16 protein-coding genes are annotated in these 22,045 nt (G+C 48.6%); 13 read left to right on the top strand and 3 right to left on the bottom strand.

Annotated elements, in window-relative coordinates; all coding sequences use genetic code 11:
- The first annotated feature begins 9 nt into the window (after window positions 1-9).
- From AB4Z29_RS26485 to AB4Z29_RS26465, 5 genes are all read left to right on the top strand, one after another.
- Entirely contained in the window at window positions 10-2,643 is a 2,634-nt protein-coding gene (locus AB4Z29_RS26485) for a glycoside hydrolase family 2 protein (RefSeq protein WP_441945975.1), read from the top strand.
- 26 nt (window positions 2,644-2,669) lie between these two features.
- On the top strand, window positions 2,670-3,950 hold the full coding sequence (locus AB4Z29_RS26480) for a cellulase family glycosylhydrolase (protein ID WP_441945974.1): 1,281 nt from the start codon (window positions 2,670-2,672) through the stop codon (window positions 3,948-3,950).
- Between the two features lie 247 nt (window positions 3,951-4,197).
- Complete coding sequence (locus AB4Z29_RS26475; protein ID WP_441945973.1) at window positions 4,198-4,626, top strand: disulfide oxidoreductase; 429 nt, start codon at window positions 4,198-4,200, stop codon at window positions 4,624-4,626.
- Between the two features lie 100 nt (window positions 4,627-4,726).
- The gene (locus AB4Z29_RS26470) at window positions 4,727-5,194 is read left to right on the top strand and encodes an MEKHLA domain-containing protein (RefSeq protein WP_441945972.1); all 468 of its coding nucleotides are present in this window, start codon (window positions 4,727-4,729) and stop codon (window positions 5,192-5,194) included.
- 219 nt (window positions 5,195-5,413) lie between these two features.
- On the top strand, window positions 5,414-6,292 hold the full coding sequence (locus tag AB4Z29_RS26465; protein ID WP_441945971.1) for a DUF72 domain-containing protein: 879 nt from the start codon (window positions 5,414-5,416) through the stop codon (window positions 6,290-6,292).
- A gap of 244 nt (window positions 6,293-6,536) precedes the next feature.
- On the opposite strand, the gene AB4Z29_RS26460 is transcribed toward AB4Z29_RS26465, so the two are convergent.
- Together AB4Z29_RS26460 and AB4Z29_RS26455 are read right to left on the bottom strand one after the other, a co-directional pair.
- The gene (locus AB4Z29_RS26460; protein WP_441945970.1) at window positions 6,537-7,886 is read right to left on the bottom strand and encodes an exosporium glycoprotein BclB-related protein; all 1,350 of its coding nucleotides are present in this window, start codon (window positions 7,884-7,886) and stop codon (window positions 6,537-6,539) included.
- Window positions 7,887-8,299: 413 nt separating this feature from the next.
- Window positions 8,300-8,668, bottom strand: a complete 369-nt coding sequence (locus tag AB4Z29_RS26455) for a DUF4180 domain-containing protein (RefSeq protein ID WP_441945969.1) — start codon at window positions 8,666-8,668, stop codon at window positions 8,300-8,302.
- 115 nt (window positions 8,669-8,783) lie between these two features.
- On the opposite strand from AB4Z29_RS26455, the gene AB4Z29_RS26450 reads away from it, so the two are divergent.
- Both AB4Z29_RS26450 and AB4Z29_RS26445 read left to right on the top strand, forming a co-directional pair.
- The gene (locus AB4Z29_RS26450; RefSeq protein ID WP_441945968.1) at window positions 8,784-9,215 is read left to right on the top strand and encodes a hypothetical protein; all 432 of its coding nucleotides are present in this window, start codon (window positions 8,784-8,786) and stop codon (window positions 9,213-9,215) included.
- Window positions 9,216-9,556: 341 nt separating this feature from the next.
- Window positions 9,557-10,258, top strand: coding sequence for a DUF5666 domain-containing protein (locus tag AB4Z29_RS26445; protein WP_441945967.1), 702 nt, complete (start codon window positions 9,557-9,559; stop codon window positions 10,256-10,258).
- Between the two features lie 212 nt (window positions 10,259-10,470).
- Here AB4Z29_RS26445 and AB4Z29_RS26440 read toward each other — a convergent pair whose 3' ends face one another.
- A complete protein-coding gene (locus AB4Z29_RS26440; protein ID WP_441945966.1) occupies window positions 10,471-11,511 on the bottom strand; it encodes a LacI family DNA-binding transcriptional regulator in 1,041 nt (346 codons plus the stop codon).
- 479 nt (window positions 11,512-11,990) lie between these two features.
- Between AB4Z29_RS26440 and AB4Z29_RS26435 the strand changes: the two genes are divergently transcribed.
- The 6 genes from AB4Z29_RS26435 to AB4Z29_RS26410 all read left to right on the top strand — a co-directional run bounded on the left by AB4Z29_RS26435 (window position 11,991) and on the right by AB4Z29_RS26410 (window position 21,925).
- Complete coding sequence (locus AB4Z29_RS26435) at window positions 11,991-12,923, top strand: ABC transporter permease (protein WP_441945997.1); 933 nt, start codon at window positions 11,991-11,993, stop codon at window positions 12,921-12,923.
- 17 nt (window positions 12,924-12,940) lie between these two features.
- On the top strand, window positions 12,941-13,822 hold the full coding sequence (locus AB4Z29_RS26430; RefSeq protein ID WP_441945965.1) for a carbohydrate ABC transporter permease: 882 nt from the start codon (window positions 12,941-12,943) through the stop codon (window positions 13,820-13,822).
- A gap of 77 nt (window positions 13,823-13,899) precedes the next feature.
- Window positions 13,900-15,513 (top strand): ABC transporter substrate-binding protein, encoded by a 1,614-nt coding sequence (locus tag AB4Z29_RS26425; protein ID WP_441945964.1) that lies wholly within the window; start codon window positions 13,900-13,902, stop codon window positions 15,511-15,513.
- Window positions 15,514-15,608: 95 nt separating this feature from the next.
- A complete protein-coding gene (locus tag AB4Z29_RS26420) occupies window positions 15,609-17,087 on the top strand; it encodes a glycoside hydrolase family 32 protein (protein ID WP_441945996.1) in 1,479 nt (492 codons plus the stop codon).
- A gap of 15 nt (window positions 17,088-17,102) precedes the next feature.
- The gene (locus AB4Z29_RS26415) at window positions 17,103-18,011 is read left to right on the top strand and encodes an ROK family protein (RefSeq protein WP_441945963.1); all 909 of its coding nucleotides are present in this window, start codon (window positions 17,103-17,105) and stop codon (window positions 18,009-18,011) included.
- A 113-nt stretch (window positions 18,012-18,124) separates the two neighbouring features.
- Window positions 18,125-21,925, top strand: coding sequence for a GH32 C-terminal domain-containing protein (locus tag AB4Z29_RS26410; protein ID WP_441945962.1), 3,801 nt, complete (start codon window positions 18,125-18,127; stop codon window positions 21,923-21,925).
- Window positions 21,926-22,045: the final 120 nt, after the last annotated feature.

Genomic DNA, 22,045 nt, shown 5'->3' with positions numbered 1-22,045 from the left:
GGAAGCGTGATGCAGCAAGACGAGCTATTCGAACCACAGGAGCATTCGCTTCGCCACTGCGGGTGGGAGCTAAAGGGCTTCTGGCCGTGGGTGCCGCTAAAAGGAACAAGCATGGAGATCGGCGACGAGCTGCTTGGCGTGACTGATTGGATGCCGGCAACGGTGCCGGGCGGCGTGCATCAGGATTTATTTCGAGCGGGCCTGATTGATAATCCGTACGTCGATTTAAACAGCCTGAGCTGCGAGTGGGTCGAGAATCGGTGGTGGGTATACAGAGCAGAGGTACCGGTTCCGGAGTCGAAAGGCAAACGGCTGGAGCTGCTGTGCAAAGGGCTGGATTACGAGGCGCTTATTTATTGGAACGGAGAGCTGCTTGGCGAGCACAAGGGCATGTACGTGCCGGCGCGTTATGCGCTGACTCCCGAACAAACGCGCGGCCGTCAGTCTGGCGAGCTTATGATCGTGCTGAAGCACGCACCGGATGAAATGGGGCAAATCGGCAAAACCTCGGACACGTTCACGCAGAAAAGCCGCTTCAACTACAAATGGGATTTCTCGACTCGGCTGGTCAACGTCGGAATCTGGGATGATATCTGCTTCATTGTCAAACAAGCGTATGCAATAGGCGAAACGTCGCTCCATACCGATGCGAAGGATGGCAGCGGCCACATTAAGCTTGCCGTCGCGATCGAGGAGATTGTGTTGCCGGTTGATGATTTATGGCTGACTGTCCGGATAACAGACCCGCGAGGTGCCGAAGCGGCGAGCTGCACGCAGCAGGTCACAGATGTTCATTGCATGCAAAAGATGGACATCCGCATCGAGCATCCTCAGCTATGGTACCCGAACGGTTACGGTGAGCAGCCTCTATACGAGGTCATGATTACGCTGCATGGCGAATCGATTATTTATGATCGGCAGCGGCTTCGAGCGGGTATTCGCAGCCTTAGGTATGCACGGAATGAAGAAAGTCCGCAGGACGCTTTGCCTTACACGGTTATCGTTAATGGCATTAAGATCTACCTGAAGGGCGCTAATATTACGCCGCTCGATCACTTGTATGGGAACGTCGGCAGTGAACGTTACGAGTGGCTCATTCACACGGTGAAGCAAGCGAATATGAATATGCTGCGCATCTGGGGCGGCGGAATAATTGAGAAAAGTATGCTTTACGAGCTTTGCGACCAGCACGGCATTATGATCTGGCAGGAATTCATTCAATCGAGCTCCGGCATAGACAACACACCGTCCAAACGGCCGGAATTTCTGAGGTTGCTGGAGCAGACAGCCGTGCAGGCGCTGAAGACACGGCGGAGCCATGTCAGCCTAACCGTATGGAGCGGCGGCAACGAGCTGATGAGCGAGCCGAATGTACCGTCCACGTATGAGGACGAGAACCTTGCCATGCTGAAGCAGCTGGTCCAGCTGCATGACAGCCAGCGGCTGTTTCTGCCGACCTCGGCCTCGGGGCCGGTCCAGTACATTACAGCCGAGAAGGGTGTCAGCCATGATGTGCACGGACATTGGAAGTATCAAGGGAATCCGGTTCATTATGAGCTGTACAGCGAAGCAGACCATCTGTTTCACAGCGAGTTTGGCGTTGATGGACTGAGCGCCGTGAAGAGCATTCGCAAGTTCATCAGCGAGCAGCATCGCAAGCCCGTCTCGATGAAAGAGAGCTTAGTTTGGCGCCATCACGGCGAATGGTGGGATACGTATGACCGTGATACAGAGCTATTTGGCCAGATGACACATTTATCGGCATTCTCAGCTGCCAGCCAGTGGATGCAGGCCGAGGGGCTTCGTTTTATTTTGCAATCGAATCGTCGAAGGGCCTTTCGAAACAGCGGCAGCCTCATCTGGCAGATGAACGAGCCTTGGCCGAATGTCAGCTGCACCAACTTAGTCGATTATTACAATGAGGCCAAGATGGCCTACTATTGGGTGCGCGAGGCGTTTGCTCCCAAGCATGCCTGGCTCGATTACCGCAAGCTGGATTATTTGCCGGATGAGCAGCTCATTCTGCCCGTGTATGTCATGACAGACGTTAGCGGAGAGACTTGTACCGTTCTTGCCCAGGTGCTGGACAGCCGGGGAAATATCATTCATGAGCAATCGTTCAGCGGGAAGACGCAGCGGAATGCAGCGCTCCAAATCGGTTTTCTTATGCTTCAAGCGCCGCATGTGGAGGATGGATTATTCTATGTACGGCTGCGCTTCGAGCAAGCAGGGGAGCCGGATCGCGGTGTGTATATATTCTCGACCCGCTCAGGAGCCCTCTATGCAAGCACGTGGACGAACACCGCTTCAACCCTATCCACGAAGCAGGTACAGCCATGGCAAGCTGCCGACTTTGGCGAAGGACTGCCGGAGGGAGCGCTTCGCAGCAGCTTTATCGTTCGGAACGAAGGACATCAAGCAGCGCTGCATGTCCACGCGGAGGAGAAGAGCGATGATTATTGGATGACCGCAAGCGCCAGTCATTTCACGTTGTTTCCAGGCGAGCAGCGAATCGTTGTCTTGACCTGTCGCAGGCGAGCGGAGGAACTGTTTGCGGAAAGGGCGCAGGAGCCTATTGGGACGGAGCTGCAGCTGCCGTTGCCGGATGTGCGATTCTATTCATTTACCGACATGAAAGATTAATCATATAAAGCAGGGATTGATAACCGATGACACAGCAGCAATTTATAGAGCGGGAAGGGTCCAGGCTGATGGAAGGCGCCAAGCCATTCCGCTTCGGCGGCCCTAATATTTATTGGCTTGGCCTTGACGAGAATGTGGGCGGGATCGATTGGCCGACTCCGTTCCGCGTCATTGATGCGCTCGACACAGCGAAGGAGATGGGCGCAACAGTCGTGCGCTCGCATACGCTGGCGGCTTCGCAAGGCTGTCCGAAGGCTATATCGCCTAAACTTGGCGAGTACAACGAGGAAGCTCTCCGCAGAGTCGACTTTGCGATTATGGAAGCGGGGAAGCGCGGACTGCGGCTCATTATTCCGTTCGTATGCAATTGGGGCTACTATCACGGCGGCCGGTCGACGTTTACGGGCTGGAGAGGGCTTGAGGATCCGAATGCTTTCTATACGGATGAAGATGTCATACGGGATTTCAAAGCGTATATCTATACGATTGTTAACCGGGTAAATTCATATACCGGCATTGCCTACAAGGATGACCCGATGATTCTGGCATGGGAGCTTGGCAATGAGCTTAACGATGCTCCGGCGGCTTGGGTAGCGGAGATTTGTACGTTCCTGAAGCAAATAGCGCCGCGCCACTTAACCGCCCATGGCAAGCAATTCCAGCTGGATGCCGATAAATTAGCGATTCCGAGCTTGGATATTGTTGACGTTCACTATTATCCGGCGAATGCCGAGGAGCTGTTGAGGGATGCGAAAGCGGTGCAGGCTGCCGGCAAGGTCTATATAGCGGGTGAGTATGGCTGGCCGGATTGCGATCTGCAAGGTTTCCTGATTGCGGCAGAATCAGAAGAGGCTGTCTCCGGCACATGCTTCTGGTCTTTGTTCGGCCATCACGACGAGGGCGGGTACGTGCAGCATTATGACGGCTTTGCCGTGCATTATCCCGGCTGTGGCATTAACGAGGAGCTGCAGCAGCGCATTCAACAGCTGAGGGAGCATGCGTTTCGGATGAGCGGACAAGCGCTGCCAGAGATTTCGCTGCCGGATGCTCCGATCATAACGGATGCGGCCGCAGCCGTGAAATTTCGCGGAACGGTAGGGGCAGCCTACTATACGATCGAGAAATCTACGGAAGGCGAGGGCGGTCCTTGGCGCATCGTATACGATAAACAGCCGGTTCAGCACGCCGGGGCTTGGATTGATCCGACGCGTATTCATACGAAGGAAGCCTATTACCGCGTCAAGGCGCACAGCTTGTCGGGCGAAGCAGGCGGATATTCGAGTGTGTATAAGTCCAATCCTTTTTAACAAAGAAGACGCATCTTTCTATAGATGTGAATAGCAGGGCTGTTCCAAAAGGCGAGGACCTTCTGGGGCAGCCTTGTTTTATTCCTTCCTAACGCTGCTGCAGCGCTTAGAGCAGTAGGCAGTTTTGTAAATATTTAATTAAGCCGTGTCGAGTAGCCCTTTCGAGTCATGCCGAACCGCCTTCCAATGAGCGAAAATAAACATAAGATTGCGCATGTGGAGTTAAAGGGAAGGCGAGGAAAATAGGATGGAAGATTCAATAGAAAAGAAAAAGTCGTTTTGGCTGTTCGCAGCTTGGGCAACAGCCGTGCTTGCGACGGCGGGAAGCTTGTATTTGAGCGAGGTTATGCATTTTGCACCGTGCAGCCTATGCTGGTTTCAGCGCATCTTTATGTATCCGCTGGCACTAATGCTCGGTATCGCGTATTCCAAAGGGGACACGGGCATCGTCTCCTATGCATTGCCGCTAGTCGTAATCGGGGGAGGGTTCTCGCTCTACCATACGGTACTGCAGAAGCTTCCGCATGATTCGCCGCTTGCATCCTGCGGACCCGTATCTTGTCAGGGTGATTATTTGAATTGGTTCGGTTTTATTACGATTCCAATGCTGGCGCTTGTCGCTTTTCTTATGATACTGACAGCGCTGCTGCGCCTGCGCAGCCTGAACCGCGTTTAGCGGAGGTTTAGCCGTGAGCGGATGCCTGCTCTCTGGCTAGTGGACATGTGCGGCTCCCCATGTTATATAAATGGAAGCGAAACAAACGGGGAGGAGCAGGATGATGCCATTACCGCTGACAGGTGCAGGAGCAACCGAGGAGCATGCAAGGCTTCTAGTAGAAAGCTATAGGAAATGGACGGGGAATGCGCTTCTGCCGCTTGTCCAGATCGAGAGTGTGAAGGAGCAGCTATTCGAAGCGCCTATCGTAATCTTGTCTCACGGGACCGAAGCAGATCCCGTTCTGAATTACGGAAACCGCCGAGGTCTTGAGCTATGGGACATGGAGTGGGAGCGATTTACCCGCACACCCTCCCGTCTGACGGCAGAGCCGATGGAGCGAGCGGAGCGGGACCGTTTTTTTGAAGCGGTAACGGCAAACGGCTATGTCGACAATTACACCGGCATACGGATATCGAGCACAGGTCGGCGATTCTATATCGTGAACGCAACGGTGTGGAATTTGGTTGACGATGCCGGCGCTTATCTTGGACAAGCTGCCACATTTTCGGAGTATCAATATTTGTGAGCTTTGACTTTGAAGCAGCTTATGAGCAGCTCTCTAGTAGGTTAACTACGAAGGAGCTGTTTTTTTAAATATAAGACTTTATAGGTTTCATGCGTTTAAAGTATTCTTCTATTTCTACGAGAAACGGATACCCTCCTCTTGCAGAGGACGGCGAAGCCGTTTTTTCTTGTAGGAGGAATTTAGGTATAATAATGGAAAAGCAGGCGGGAGGATTAACATATGTCGATACATATTGGCTTAGCAGGCTGGGGAGACCATGATCAGCTGTATACATCAGTGACGAAGGCGGGCAGCAAGCTGCGGCAATATGCGAAGCATTTTCCTCTAGTGGAGGTAGACAGCACCTTCTATGCGATTCAGTCGAAGGAGCGGTTTATAAAGTGGCTGGAGGATACGCCCGCAACGCTGCATTTTGTCGTGAAGGCCTATCAGGGCATGACTGGCCATCAGCGAGGTCCAAGCGTTCCTGCGGCAGAAACGAATGAGATGTTCGCGGCATTTCGGACGATGCTTGAGCCGGTTATGGAAGCCGGTCGATTGTCCGCTGCATTGTTCCAATATCCGCCTTGGTTCGATTGTACGCAGGCAAATGTGCGTATCCTTAGGGAGACGAAAGCACGGATGAGCGGCTTTCCTTGCGCGCTCGAATTCCGGCATCAGAGTTGGTTTACCGAGGCATACCGGGAGAAGACCTTGTCGTTCATGGAGCAGGAGCAATGGATACATAGCGTATGCGATGAGCCGCAGGCCGGGATCGGCTCGATCCCAACGGTGCTGAAAGCGACGGATTCGGAGATGACCGTCGTACGGTTTCACGGCCGCAACGTGTCCGGCTGGAATCAAGCCAGCGCGCCGAACTGGCGGGAGGTGCGCTATTTGTACCGCTACAGCGATGAGGAGCTGCTGGATTGGGCCGAAAAGCTAAGGCTGCTGGAGCAGCAGAGCAAGCAGGTGAATGTTATTTTCAACAACAATTCCGGCGGTGATGCGGCAGCAAACGCGAAGCGGCTAATGGAGCTTCTAGGGCTAACAAGGCCGGATGGCAGCAGCCCGAATGAGCCTCCTCCGCCTGTTGTGGAGCAGTTGGATTTGTTTTAAAGACTTAGGGAGAGATCTAAAAATCATTTGATGATATGCAATGCGAACCTGAGGGTCAGGTATGGCGTGAAGGCATGCTTCGTCGATGCCATTCGTTTGATTAGCAACCGCCCTCGTAAATGTCTCGGGTGGAGGTCGGCTCACGAAGCTTTCATGGAAGGGGTGTCGCACTTAGCTTGACAAACCGTTATATAAAAAAAGCCATGAAGCTCCCAAAATGCAGAGTTTCATGGCCAAATGTGTTTTATGGACTGGTAATTTCAATTCCTGCGCTTGCATATCCGCTAATAGTATTTATGAGGCCAATTCCGGTAGCTGTTGCTGAGAATACCAACATGTAACGGTTTCCTTTTTCAACGGATATACTCATCGAGTTATTTTCGCCTTCAACAATTGAACCTACAGACACGATGCCCGTGTAAGGCGTTAGCAGTACTTCTGGGCCGACTGGTATAAATGAATTACTGCTATTTGCTTCATAAAGCTGTGCGCTAAGGGTTACGGTCGTTCCGATTAAGGCTATTGCATTCGAACTACTGAAGAAAGCGTTGAGTGATGTTATCGTGCCGGATCTTGGCATAACGAATGCGAAATTCTTGCCATTCGTAATGTCAATAGTACCTCCAATGAATGCGGCATTACTTACCGAGCTTCCAAAGCCAACTAGTGCTCCGGTTCCTTTCAGTCCGCCTAATATTGTAGTTAAGTTGACTGCATCGCCAGAGGAAAACGGAATGATCGCAGACGCGCCTGCAGGGCCTGTCGCCCCGGTTTGTCCTTGTGGCCCCGCAGGTCCCGCAGGCCCAACAGCACCGTTCGCCCCAGCGGGTCCGGTCGCCCCGTCAGCGCCCGCAGGTCCCGTAGGCCCTTGTGGCCCCGCAGGTCCCGTAGGTCCTTGTGGACCCGCAGGTCCAATAGCTCCGTCTGCCCCAGCGGGTCCGGTCGCACCGTCAGCGCCTGCAGGCCCCGCAGGCCCCGCAGGCCCCGCAGCACCAGTCGCCCCAGCGGGTCCGGTTGCCCCATCAGCGCCCGCAGGCCCCGTTGCTCCGCCAACACCAGTATCGCCTTTAGGTCCCTGCGAACCTGTACTGCCTGAAGGCCCTTGAGAACCTGTTGCTCCCGTTTCCCCTTTAGGACCTTGCGCCCCCGCAGCGGCGTCTGTAGAGATTTTTATCGTATTGGTGGATTGTACCCAGCCAACCTGAAGCCCTAACATTTCTGAGACGAAGCGCACGGGAATCCAAGTTTTTTGATTTCGAATAAGAGGGGGCTGATCCATTTTATAAGTAGTATTGATTGTGCCCTCCGTGACGGTGGCTGAAGAATTGCCAATGGTCATTGTAACGGTTCGATCGCCCAATGTGGCCGTAATAGATTTGGAGCCGGCGTCCCATTTTACATCCATATCAAGGGCATCCTGAAAGAGAGAAATCGGAGCCATTACTACGTTACCGGATTTAATCGTTTCAATAACCGACCTTTGCCCGCTTATCTCAATATTAGTAGTGGAGCTTCCCGAAGCTTGCACGACGGTCACCATGATCACACACAGTAAAGTAAACAGTGTGATCAATTTAATCATTTTTGAACGCATAAATGGTTCCCCCTGTAATTAATGATGAAAATCAAGTTAATTAAATTTATTAGTAAATGTTAGCATAATTGCATTCGTTTGTTAAGATGATTTATCTTATTAATCACTAATATAATTTACAAAAGGTGGATTGTAATATGAAATGCGATCATGAAAATATAAAAATCCTACAAATAAAATCATGCACAATAGGTTTAATTAGAGATTATAAATATGGGGCAACTATACATTTACGTGGATTTTAATCAAAGGTGTGTAATAAACATCGAGCTTATTTACGATATGTATGGATAAAAAGGCCGGATGGCAGCAGCCCGAATGAGCCTCCTCCGCCTGTTGTGGAGCAGCTGGATTTGTTCTGAGAGGCTGCTCAGGGTTAGATAATTGAAAAATAGACCACATCGCTGATGTGGTCACTTGGTTTGGTGAAGGGCTTGCAGCGCAGAAGGGATATCCTTGGCGAAAAAAACCTGTTTCCCATTGTTGCTTTCATATATGAAATCCTTCAGGCTTTTGCTGTCATAGCTTTCAAAATCGCCTACAATGGCGAGCTTTACTTTATAGTTCGTGTATTTTTGCAAAATATCACCGGCAAGCTTCGTTTTTAACTCGAAAAAATCCTCATGGATGTTCGATTTGCGAATTAATATTTTGTAGCAGTCTTCATGATAGCTGGCGGCTGCCATCAAATCCAGCGCATCTTGCACGTTCGCAATGACGATTTCGCCGCTCTCGATGATCGCTACCCTCGACTCGCCCTGTTGATCGACGGTCATTTTCATTTTCTTTCCATCCTTTCGCGAATTTATTGCTTTAATGGGAGTATTATAGCATAGATATTAGGAATTCAAGCTTGAAAGCAGCGGTAATGGAGTATGGCGGGAGAAGGTGATTATAGTGCTGCAAGCAATTACTCGAAGATTTTCCATTCGGAGGCTGCAAAGAGAGACACTGCTAGCTAGGCCTATTTATCTCATCATGCATGGGGAGAGAGTGGAATGGTATAAGCAGCAATGGGAACGTTTTTTCTTGCTTGAGGGCCAAGCGGCGCAGGAGGAGATTGACGAGGTTGTAGCGTATATATCCGAGCGCGTCGAGGAGCTGTCAACGTATCTAATTGGAATAGCTGCATCCAAGCGCGAAATGAAAAAGGTATCCTTTTATACGGAATATGCAGAGCTGCTGAAGCGATTCACGATAGATGATTTTAATAATGAGAACATTATGCTCTATATGTTTTTGTACAATGAGCTGTTATTGGGCTCAACAAGGTATATTAACATCGTTAAGGAATTAGAGAAGCTCGGAAATAGGCAAGGCATGGACTAACAGGCTTATGGCTGGTGGCTTGCTTCTGTTCATATGAAACGACGGCTATCCCAGAAAGATAATGGGAAGCCGTCGCTGGTTGGAAATAATGGAACACGAATAGAATATGACAAAGACAAGGAGTGGAGCGCTCTTTGTCTTTTTTTTTTTTGCTGGAAAATTGTTCATCTTAAAAAAATTGAACGCAATGAAAAATATAAGGGCTCTCAGTTGTATTACTAGTGTAAGGAAGAGTTGAGGCGCACCTTTCATTAGAGCTCAATGAATGGTGCGGCTGGCTCTACAATCACGAAGTACGAATAGGCACATACAAAACGAACATACTAAAGGAGAGATTTTACATGGATACAACGAAAAAGAGAACGATAACAGGTTGGACAGTAGGTATTGCTGCTTGCGCGGTATTATCGGCCAGCATCTTTGCGATGAGCCAGAATGCAACGAATGCTTCCTCCCAGCCTCCAGCAGCTATAACACAGCCTCCTATTCTAGGAAAAGTGGCCGTTAATATCGATGGCGTCATCTCCGAAGTGAGTGCAGACGGCAAGAGCTTCAAGGTTGGCGACCTTTGGGTAGAGGTAACCGATAAAACAGAGCTTGGCAGCAAAGAGCCAACAGCGTCCAAACCGTCTGAAGAGCTGCTGCAGAAAGAATTTAATGTCGGCAATATCGTGTCCGGCTACACTTCTCAAGATGTGAGCACCGGCAAGGTGACTGCTGATGTGATCTATAACAACATGGCTCCGCAGAAAGATGCTGACACCCCACCGGCGACCACCGGAAAAGCGGCAGTCAATATCGAGGGCGTAATTACCGAAATTAGCGTAGATGGCAAAAGCTTCAAGGTTGGCGATTTGTGGGTAACGGTAACGCCAGATACGGAACTCGGCATCGGTGGCCCAACGGCTGCTGCGCCATCCGAGGAGCTGCTGCAAAAAGAATTTAAGGTCGGCAATATCGTGTCCGGATTTACGACGGAGGATGTAGGCACAGGGAAAGTAAACGCAACGAATATCTACAATAATATGGTTCCGCAAAAATAATAGACAGAGAAGCCTCACGGCTAAACAGGAGTATAAAAAATGGGCTGTCCCCAAGTCATAAATGACTTGGGGGCAGCCCATTATCATTTTGTAAATCAAAAAGCTGAAATGGCGATGCAGGGATAACCTCCCAAGCATCGCCATTTGTTATGTTCGTCGGATTTCTATCAGGAGAGCCGTCTCGCCAAGTAAGCAGACCTTGACTCTTTCGTCTAGCTGAGATGCGGAGTAGATTCTCTAATCATAGGCTTAGTGAAAATATGCGAGATTTGGTACGGCTGTGACGGATCATTGATTCTAGAGAGAAGCATCTCTGCTGCCTTTACTCCCATTTCGTTGCTGTAAATATGAACGGTTGTAAGATGAGGCTCAACAATATTGGACTCGGGCCCGTTATCGAAGCCACAAATAACAACATCCTCGGGAATGGAAATGTTGTTGTTCTTTAGTGCCTTCATACAGTTGACGGCAATGAAATCATTGGCGCATATAAAAGCGGAAGGCAGTTCCTTCATCTGTTGAAGGCGCACTTCCAGCCAGCTTGGCTTAGACAAAAAGAGAGAGTCATCATCTACGATGCACTTTGCAAGGTCAAGAGCCATTCCGGACTCAGTCAACGCCCGGTTGAAGCCGATCCACCGTTCGTTGAAGCTGAGGCAATGGTTGTAATCTCCGATAAAGCCTAAGCTGCCATATCCATTGTCGATTAATTTTTTCGTGAGCTGATAGGTACTATGTTGATTCTCCATCAGCAGAATATCCGCCTTGAAATTCGGAAAACAAACCGTTGAAGCACAATCAATGAATATAGTAGGTACCCCGAGACTCGTTATAAGCTCGCTGTAACCTATGTCAAACAGCTCGATGCAAATAATGCCGTCTACGTTAGCGACATCAAAATTATTAGGGAGCGATAAGGAAGCCTGGTCCACGTCTCTGACAATGTGAAAGGACAAGTTGTAGCCCTCGGAGCTGATCCGTTTCTCCAGGCCGCTCATTAACGTTGAGCCGAAATGCGAAGTGTTCGGAAGATTGGCTGTCAGTAAAGCGATGTTCCCTGATTGCTTAGATAGGAGCTGATCGCTTTCTAAGAAAGCAAATTGCTTATATTTTAGCTCGATAGCTTTCTTTACGACCTTGTTTCTCGTTTCCTCTGGAATCGTAACGATTCCATTCAGAGCTTTAGAGGCTGTATTTCTCGATATTCCGAGTGCATTGGCTATGTCTTGAATGGTAACTTTTTCCTTGGACATGTATGTGAAAACCACCTCTAGCTAACTATATACTTATTAGATGCCAACTTTTGTAACCGCACACATTTATATAAGTATCTCAAATGTATAATAGTTTGCAACAAATAGCAATAACATAGTTACATTTGCGCATTTTAGTTTACAAAAATATAAAAATAATTGTTCAAATTTGTTTGGGTGACTATTGTGCATGAATATTCCAAGACAATATGACTTCTTTAACGCTAATGCATCGTTAAAATTCTCAATGGAACGGGAATTCACCTCCCTATTTCCAAAATGGCCTAAAAATAAGTGGACAATTGAACAATTATACATTACAAATGCACAAATATAATTTTACAAAATGTATTGACGATTATCATTTTGTTTGCTAAATTGTAAAAGCAGCAAGTGACAAAACACATCATTGTAAGCCCTTACTGCGCAAATGCATTAAATTTTGTAAATGGATGGAGGCAAATGCGTTGCATAACACGATGGAAGACGGTCGGTCGAGCAGGGTAGCGAGTCCGGGTATGGAGTATTTGAAAAAACATTACTTCCTTTATCTTTTGCTAGCGCCGGCACTAATATTAACGATTATTTTCAAGTACGGACCGATGTATGGGGCCATTATCGCTTTTAAGGATTTCAGTCCAATTAAAGGCATCATGGGAAGCGAATGGGTCGGCTTGTACAACTTCGAAAAGTTTCTGTCCTCGCCGAATTTTGACGTCATTTTTATGAATACGCTTAAATTAAGCTTTTATGGCTTAATTTTAAGCTTTCCGATACCGATTTTGCTCGCGATCATGCTGAATCTGGTTAGACAAACGGTTGTTAAGAAGAACATTCAATTATTTCTGTACGCGCCGAACTTTATCTCCGTCGTTGTCGTGGTCGGCATGCTCTTTATATTCCTGTCCCCAACGGGACCGGTCAATCAGATTTTCACCTTACTGACCGGAGAACCGGTCATGTTCATGTCACGCGCGGAATATTTCAGGGTCATTTACATTTTGTCTGATATTTGGACGGGAGCAGGCTGGGCATCCATTATTTATGTTGCCGCTTTGGCTAATGTGGATCCCGAGCTTCATCACGCTGCTAATCTGGATGGCGCCAATCTGCTTCAGCGAATTCGCCATATCGATCTGCCTACGATACGGCCCATTATGGCGATCGTCTTTATCCTTGCGGCCGGCGGAATCATGTCTATCGGTTTCGAGAAGGCTTATCTGATGCAGACGGCAATGAATCTTCCGACATCAGAAATTATCCCGACTTATGTGTACAAAATCGGTTTGCAATCCGGCGATTATGCGTATTCGGCCGCTGTTGGATTGTTTAATTCGGTCATTAACGTCATTATGCTCGTTGCGGTTAACTTCATCGTGAAGAAGCTGAACGAGGGTGACGGTCTTTATTAAGAAAGGAGAATAAGGTTATGGCTATTAAGCATTCCAAGCTGGATCGATTTTTGCTTATTTTAAATGGAATATTTCTGGTTTTCGCCGTATTGCTCGTTGTGTTGCCCCTATTCTATGTTGTCATTGCTTCCTTTATGGATCCGTCCGTTCTCTTAAGCCGCGGCTTGTCCTTTGATCTGTCTAACTGGTCATTGGAGGGGTATAAAATGATTTTGACCAATCCAGCCATGCTCATGGGCTTCGGCAATTCTGTTTTATATTCCGTCTGCTTTGCGCTAATGACGGTTGTCGTGTCGGTTTGTGCAGGATATGCGCTTTCTGATAATCGCTTGAAGGGCAAAGGGGTGTTCATGACCCTGTTTATTATTACGATGTTTTTTGGCGGCGGATTGGTGCCTACCTACCTTCTGGTAAAAACATTGGGATTGCTGGACACGGTCTGGGCCATTATCATACCTGGGGCTGTGAACGTATGGAACATCATTTTATCGAGAACCTTCTTTAAAGGGGTCCCGATGGAGCTGAAGGAAGCAGCCAACGTTGACGGCGCTTCGGAGATCAGAATTTTCTGGCAGGTGGTTCTTCCTTTATCAAAGCCGATCATATTCGTCCTTGCCTTGTACGCTTTTGTAGGTCAGTGGAACGCCTACTTCGACGCCATGATCTATCTCGATAATCCGAACCTGCATCCGCTTCAGCTTGTTCTTCGTTCGATCTTGATCCAGAATCAGGTCGAGCCGGGCATGATTAGTGATCAGCTGGCAGCGGCGGAACTTAAACGGTTATCGGAAATTATTAAATATGCAGCTATTGTAGTATCCAGTCTGCCGCTTATTATCATGTACCCCTTCTTCCAGAAATATTTCGAAAAAGGTGTTATGGTCGGGTCCTTGAAATAGGTCAGACCTTCACATAAGCAAGGCTAAGCGTTAGAGAGAAATCATTTCATCCACTATTAAATTGGAGGTCTTAGGCTATGACACAAATGAACAAATCGAGATTTGCAGCCAGAACGGCAATGGTATCCATCCTTACAGCGACTATTCTGATATCTGCTTGCAGCGGAAAGGGAGGCGATGGCGCGGCCAGTAAAGAGCAGGATCCGAGCGGGAAGGTATCCCTCAACTTTAATACGCAAAGCTCTGCGATCGCTCCATCGGATCCGAACGAGAAGCTGATTAACAAGCGGCTCGAAGAGAAAACCAATGTTCATATTAATTGGAAAAACTTCACGAAGGACGTTTTCGTAGAGAAAAGAAATCTTGCAGTCGCAAGCGGCGATTTGCCGGATGCTATTTTTAATGCCGATTACAGCGATTATGAGCTGCTGAAGCTTGCAAAGGATGGGTCAATCATTGCTTTAAATGATCTAATCGAGCAATACATGCCTAACTTTAAAAAAGTGCTGGAGGAAGCGCCTGAATATAAAAGCATGATTACCGCTCCTGATGGCAATATTTATTCATTCCCTTGGATCGAGGAGCTGGGCAGCGGAAAGGAAAGAATTCAAGCCGTAGACAGCATGCCATGGATTAACGTGGAATGGCTGAACAAGCTTGGCCTTGAAATGCCAACAACGACGGAGCAATTGAAGGAAGTGCTTATCGCGTTCAAAACAAAGGACCCGAATGGCAACGGGCAAGCGGATGAAATTCCATTGTCCTTCATTAATAAGCCGGGAGCTGAGGATTTGGCATTCCTGTTCGGTTCCTTCGGACTCGGTGAAAATCCTGACCATGCGGTCGTTTCCAATGATGGCAAGGTTATCTTCACAGCTGCTGAAGAAGGGTACAAAGAAGCCGTTCAATACATTAACGAGCTATATCAAGCGGGCTTGATCGATATTGAAGCATACACGCAAGATTGGAGCACGTATTTGGCGAAAGGGAAGGATCAGAAATACGGCCTGTACTTCTCTTGGGATAAAGCGAATATTACGGGAGCGAACGAATCGTATGCGATTATGCCTCCGCTTGCAGGGCCCGACGGGGAGATTAATGTAACCCGTACGAACGGGCTAGGTCTCGGCAGGGGGAAGATGGTTGTAACAAGCGCTAATAAGAATCTGGAGTCAACAGCGAAGTGGGTGGATCAGCTCTTTGAGCCTGTGCAGTCGGTACAAAACAACTGGGGAACCTATGGCGACGATAAGCAGCAAAATATTTTTGAATTCGATGAAGCGACCCATTCCCTCAAGCATCTGCCGCTGGAAGGCACTGCGCCAGTTGAGCTACGTGAGAAAACGAGCATCGGCGGGCCACTGGCAATTCTAGACTCCTACTACGGTCAATATACAACGATGCCGGACGATGCCAAAGGAAGAATGGATATTATCAAAAATATTATGGCACCGCAGATGAAAGCAGAGAACGTCATGCCTAGCGTGTTTAACTCGATCGATGAGTTGGATCGCCTGACCACCATTGAAACGGATCTGTTCGCTTATGTGCTTAGAATGCGTACGGAATGGTACCAGAATGGGAAGGCAAATGAGCAATGGGCCGAATATTTGAAAGAGCTGGATCGTCTTGGCCTGCAGGAATGGCTTGAAATTAAGCAAGGCGGCTATGACCGAGCGACGAAAGGCTAACAGCATGCAGTATTTGGCAGTGTATGCGGCAAGACATTTTTTGAAATATAGGAAAGTATCGCAAAGATAAATGGGAGTAAGGGAGAGGAATCATGATGTCAATACTGGCTAAACAAAACTACAGAGGTGCTTATCACGTTTCTCCGCGGGAGAATTGGATGAATGACCCTAACGGCATGGTTTATTTTGAAGGGGAATATCATTTATTTTTTCAGCATCATCCATATGACGATACTAACGGGCCTATGCATTGGGGGCATTTGGTTAGTAAAGACTTAGTCACTTGGGAAGAGCTGGATATCGCGCTTTATCCCGATGAGCACGGTGTGATTTTCTCAGGCAGCGCGGTAGTCGATTGGAACAACACGACAGGCTTTTTTGAGAATGGTCCTGGCCTTGTCGCGATTTTCACTCATCATTTGGAAGTAGAGGACAGCCATCCGATTCAGCGTCAGAGTCTGGCTTTTAGCACAGACAAGGGCAGAACCTGGGTGAAGTACGAGGGAAATCCGGTTCTGGAGCATGAGAACTTCATCGATTTCCGCGACCCTAAAGTGTTCTGGCACGAGGAGAAAAGCCGCTGGGGGATGATCATTGCTTGCGGCCAGACGGTAGGTCTCTATCATTCGCTTGATCTGAAGACATGGACATTTGGCAGCGAGTTCGGCGATGGCATTGGATCTCATGATGGCGTGTGGGAATGTCCGGACCTATTTCCGCTGGAAGTAGACGGAGATGCTAAACAGGTGAAATGGGTGATGCTGGTTAGTATCGGTGCAGATCCTGCATTTATTGAAGGCTCCCGAACGCAATATTTTACAGGCGAATTTGACGGAGTAACCTTTACGCCGGATGCAGCATCCAAGGAAGTAAGATGGGCCGACCACGGACGTGATAATTATGCAGGCATTACCTGGTCGGATATACCCGCGGAGGATGGAAGACGCCTCTTCATTGGCTGGATGAGCAATTGGAAATATGCCAATCAGACACCTACCGAAGGCTTCCGCGGTGCAATGACGATCCCGAGAGAGCTGACGCTTGAGACGGTTAACGGCATCGCCACGTTAGTACAGAAGCCGGCGGTTGAGCTGGAAAGTGCCCGCAAGCCTATCCTTACTTTAAAGAATGTAACGGCAAGCGATGTGGCGGAAGCGCTGCAGCAGCTGCACCTGGTCAGCTATGAAATTCATGCAGAGCTTCCTCCTAATCAATCGCTAGGCTTCAAAGTTAGAGTGGGACAATTCAATGAGACGATTGTTGGTGTAGACGCCTCGGCAAATACGATTTATGTAGATCGTACCAAGTCCGGTCTGCACAGCTTCCATGCTGATTTCCTTGGTGTTCATGCTGCAAAACTACTATCAATTGATGAAATGCTGGCGCTGCGCATATTCGTTGATGCGGGTTCTGTAGAAGTGTTCGGCAGCGAGGGTCAGGCAGTGATTACCGATCTGATCTATCCCGATGCGGATGCGACAGGCATCTCATTCTTCTCGGCTCATAGTGACGCTATCATCCCTTCCCTAAGCCTATACGAGCTAATCCCTTCTGCTGCGGCTAAGGCGAACTAAGAGGAGGACGCAGTCATGCGCATAGGAGCAATTGAAGCCGGAGGCACCAAGTTTATTTGCGGCATCGGCAATGAGCAGGGGGTAATCGAGGATTCCATCAGTTTTCCGACGGAGCATCCGGATGTTACGCTTGGCAAGGTTATCCAGTACTTCACTGATAAAGAGGTTGAGGCCATCGGTATCGGCTCTTTTGGCCCCATAGAGCTGCATCCCGAAAGCGCTCAGTATGGTTATGTCACGACAACACCTAAGCCGGGCTGGGAAAATTATAATTTCCTCGGAACACTGAAACGCAATTTTCACGTACCCTATGGTTGGGATACGGATGTGAATGCCGCTGCCTATGGAGAGGTCGTATGGGGAGCGGAGAAGGGGCTTCGCAGCTGTTTGTATTATACGATTGGCACTGGAGTTGGCGTAGGCGTATATGCTGAAGGTCAGCTGGTGCACGGGCTTGTCCATCCAGAAGGCGGGCATGTATTGACCAGAAGACATCCGCAGGATGACTTCACTGGCATATGCCCGTATCACGGGGATTGCCTGGAAGGTATGGCAGCGGGACCCGCTATCGAAGCGCGTTGGCAGAAAAGGGGCTTCGAGCTTCCTTCAGATCATCAGGCATGGGAAATCGAAGCCTATTACATCGCTCAATCGATTACGAATGCGATTCTGATGACCTCGCCGCAGAAAATCATTCTTGGCGGAGGCGTCATGCAGCAATCCCAGCTGTTTCCGCTGATCAGGGAAGCTGTGAAGCACAACCTGAGCGGCTATGTTAAAGCAGCCGAAATAACAAGTCATATAGAGCGGTATATCGTACCGCCGGGTCTTGGACATCAAGCGGGACTGTACGGGGCATTAGCCCTTGGATTACGAGCTTATAAGCAGGCAGCGGAGAACATCTCTATTCAGTTAAACATGTGAATTTCGAAGGATTGCGGGAATCGCTTGCGCGATGTATAGCATCGTAGGGTGATTTCCCGCTCTTTCTATTGAATGAGTAAATCGAACATTTTAACAAGAAGAGAGGGAAAATAATGAAGGCAAAGCGAAACAAATGGAAATCCATTCTTGTGTCTGGTTTGGTTATGATAGCTATGGTGACGGCTGCTATTACGATTAATCCGGCAGCGGGGAGGACAGCAGAGGGGATGAAGGCTAAGGGGGAGGGCTCAGCTATTTTTGAAAGCGCATCCAATTTGAATACAAATCTCACAGGCTGGCAAGTCAAAGGAAAAGGAACGATGGATTATACGCAGGAGGGAATGCTCCTAACTTCCGATCGGAAGGAAAATGTGATGGCGATCTCGAGTGTGTCTTCCAATAACTTCATCTTTGAGGCTGACGTTAAAATAACCGATCCCAAAGCGGATGCGTCTTTAGTGTTCCGTTCCAATGAGGATGGCTGGGCTTCCTATATGCTGCAAATCGTACCTCATGCAGGCTTAATTCGTCTAAGGGATGCTGCGAGCGACAACGGGCTGAGGGAAGAACGTCAAGTCACCATGCAGAAAGGTGAAATCTACCATCTTAAAGTCATAGCTAATGGAAGCAGCTTGAAAGTGTATTGGAACAATCAATACATGCCAATTATTCATACAAATGATACCGCATACTCATCAGGCTTTCTTGGGCTGAATGTATGGGATGGCTCGGCATTATTCCAAAATATGAAAGTAAGCGAGCTAATGAGCAATCTTGGCAATATCGTTTATGCCGCAGGAGCGTGGGAACCGGATCTGAAAGGCTGGGAAGGCCAAGCTGCTGACAGAGCGGCTATTCAGATTCACAGTCAACAGGCAGACGATTTCGTCTATGAAGGCGATATCTCCTTTCATGCCGGGAAAGCTGAAGCAGCGCTGGTCTTCAGAGCAAATAGTAATGGCACGGATGGTTATGCCGCTGCATTAGTAAAAAAGAACAATGGCATCGCCGTACAGCTGAAGAAAATGGACGGTTCGGTTATTCGCACTTCCAAGCTTGTATATCCGACTCAAGAAGCAACGAAGCATCATCTTGAGATTGTCGCCAAAGGGAAGAAGGTGGCCATTTATATAGATGGTTATTCGGATGCTGCTGTACAAATGGTCGATCATCGTTTTTCGCGAGGATACGCGGGGCTTATGGTCATGTCAGGACAAGCCTATTTTCAGAACGTATACCTGACTGACGCTTCCGATTATTACATGGAGAAGTACCGTCCGGATTATCATTATACTCCGGCTCGGGGTTCAGTGAGTGACCCGAATGGACTCGTCTATTACGAGGGTGAATACCATCTATTCCATCAGGATGGAGGGACATGGGCACATGCCGTCAGTGAGGAAATGGTCCACTGGAAACGGCTTCCGATCAGCCTGCCTTGGAATGAACTTGGCCATGTATGGTCGGGTTCCGCGGTTGCCGACCTGAATAATGATTCCGGACTGTTCACTGGGTCAGGGGGCACGGGAATGCTGGCTTATTATACCTCGTATAATCCTGATGCTATTAATGGCAATCAGCGTATTGGGCTTGCTTACAGCACGGACAAAGGACGAACCTGGCAATATTCGAATGAGCATCCGATCGTGATTGAGAATCCAGGCAAGCAAGGAGAGGAAGCGGGCGGTTGGGATTTCCGCGATCCGAAGATCGTTAGAGATGAAGCCAGCCAGCGCTGGGTTATGGTCGTTTCTGGTGGAGATCATATCCGTTTCTACACGTCAACCAATTTAATAGATTGGACCTTTACCGATAACTTTGGCTATGGCGACTATGTGCGCGGAGGGGTATGGGAATGTCCGGATTTGTTCGAATTAGCCGTTGAGGGAACCAATGAGAAGAAATGGGTTCTGATGATTAGCACCGGTGCTAATCCGGCAACGAAAGGCTCAGACGCTGAATACTTTGTAGGCCAGCTGACAGCGGAAGGCAAATTTATAAACGACAACGCGGCAGGCGAAGAGCTTAGAACCGACTATGGCAAGGAGTTCTATGCCTCTATGTCCTTCTCTAATATGCCGGACAATCGCAGAGTTATGCTGGCATGGATGACGAATTGGGATTACCCCTTCGCCTTTCCTACGGAGGGATGGAAGGGTGAGCTTACTATTCCGAGAGAAGTGAAGCTTCGGAATACAAACGATGGAATCAGACTCGTTCAAGCTCCTATTGAAGAGCTGCAGTCTTTGCGAACCAGGCTGTATCAGGCCAAAAATAAAATAGTAGACCCTAATTCTTCCAATCTGCTTGAAGGCTTATCTTCGGGCGCCTTTGAGATTGAAGCAGAGATTGAAATTCCTATCGGGAGCGCGGTGACGGAATTTGGTTTTAACGTAAGGGAAGGCGGCAACCCTAACAAGACGGTCGTAAGCTATCGAACGGCTGAAAGTGAGCTGTCCGTAGACCGTACTCTCTCAGGGATAACTGATTTTTCAAGCTTGTTCTCCACCTTGCAGAATGCGCCGCTTAAAAGATCGGCCAATCGGGTGAAAATGAACATTTTCGTTGATGATTCTTCTATTGAGGTATTTGGCAATGATGGGGAGGTTGTATTCTCTGACGTTATATTCCCTGATCCCGCAAGCCGCGGAATGAGCTTTTATTCTAAGGGCGGCTCAGTAAAAGTAGTATCGCTGAACGTACATGCCCTTGCGAATACTTGGAATGAATGGTTGAATGAGGTCGTGCCCAAGGTCGTTATGGATACGAGTGACAGGGAACTGAATGTCGGTCAAAGTGAACATTTGTACGTAGCCGTAGCTCAGCATCATGGCGGTACGAACGGAAAAGGAAAGAAGCTGCTTCAATGGGCTACCAGTGATCCAAGCATCGTGAAAATAGTTTCTTCTAGCGACAACAAGGCCGTCGTGCAAGCGAAAGGTGCCGGGGAAGCTGTCATAACGGCAAAAACGCTGGATGGCCGGGCCTCAACAAGTGTGATCGTTCGGGTGTACGACGGTCAATTTATGACCAATTTGACCGGCTTCGAGCCGGATCTTACGCTTGCCAATTGGGTTGTGACGCCTAATGGAATACGGGGAAGCCATTCAAGCGATGCGAATTATATCGCCCAGGAGACCGCGGGGGATTTTAGCTATGAGGCGGATATTAGGCTTGGAGAGGACGGGGGAGCGGGTTCCATTCTGTTTCGGGCAAGCGCCGATGGGCGCAGCGGCTATTATTTTAATCTAGATCCGAATATGAAAGCTTACCGGCTGTTCTATAAGATTGACGGTTCTTTCGAGGAACGGATGGTGATTGCTAGAATACCTGCATTTATTCAGCGTGGAGCGGCCTATCATGTGAAGATTGAAGCCAAAGGTCCTCATATTCAAATAGCTGTTAATGGTGAGAGAATGATAAATATTCAGGATGGTACATTCGCGGAATGGCGTTTTGGCTTAAACGTATTTGGAGGGCAGGCGTCCTACCAGAACGTTCTAGCTACCAATAGGGAGGAAGCGAATGTAACCTCTACTTTCTTTACTAACCATGCGACAGGCAAGACTTTGTATGCAGCAGGCGTGCAGAACGGAGAGCTGGTTACGATGAATGCTGATGCAGGCACGAATTGGCTGCTAGTTCCGACAGGCGATGAGCTTGGCTCCTATTCGATTCGAGCCGAAGGCGGGAAAGCGATGGACTTGAATACGAGCCAGAATACGATCCAGCTGTACAATTACTTGGGCTACAATAACCAGCGTTGGATCGTGAAGAAAAATGCAAACGGTACGGCAAGCATTCTCTCGGCGCATAATGGAAAAGCGTTGGAGGCATCCGAAGACGGCATGCTTCTAACGTTGAATGATCCAGTTGAAGGACTGGATCGGCAGCAGTGGAAGGCTGCTTGGTAAGCGAAGATAACGAATTGTATCTTCGAATACATGAAAGGGGGAGTGCCATAAGCCATAAGCTTTTGGCGCATCTTCTTTCATGTTCTTCGGTGTGATTAGCAGAGCTGTCGCACTGCTTTT

The organism is Paenibacillus sp. 2TAB23, assembly GCF_052115165.1.
GTDB lineage: Bacteria > Bacillota > Bacilli > Paenibacillales > Paenibacillaceae > Pristimantibacillus.
Note: the sequence above shows the minus strand (reverse complement) of the source record. Positions and strands in the feature narration are given on the sequence as shown.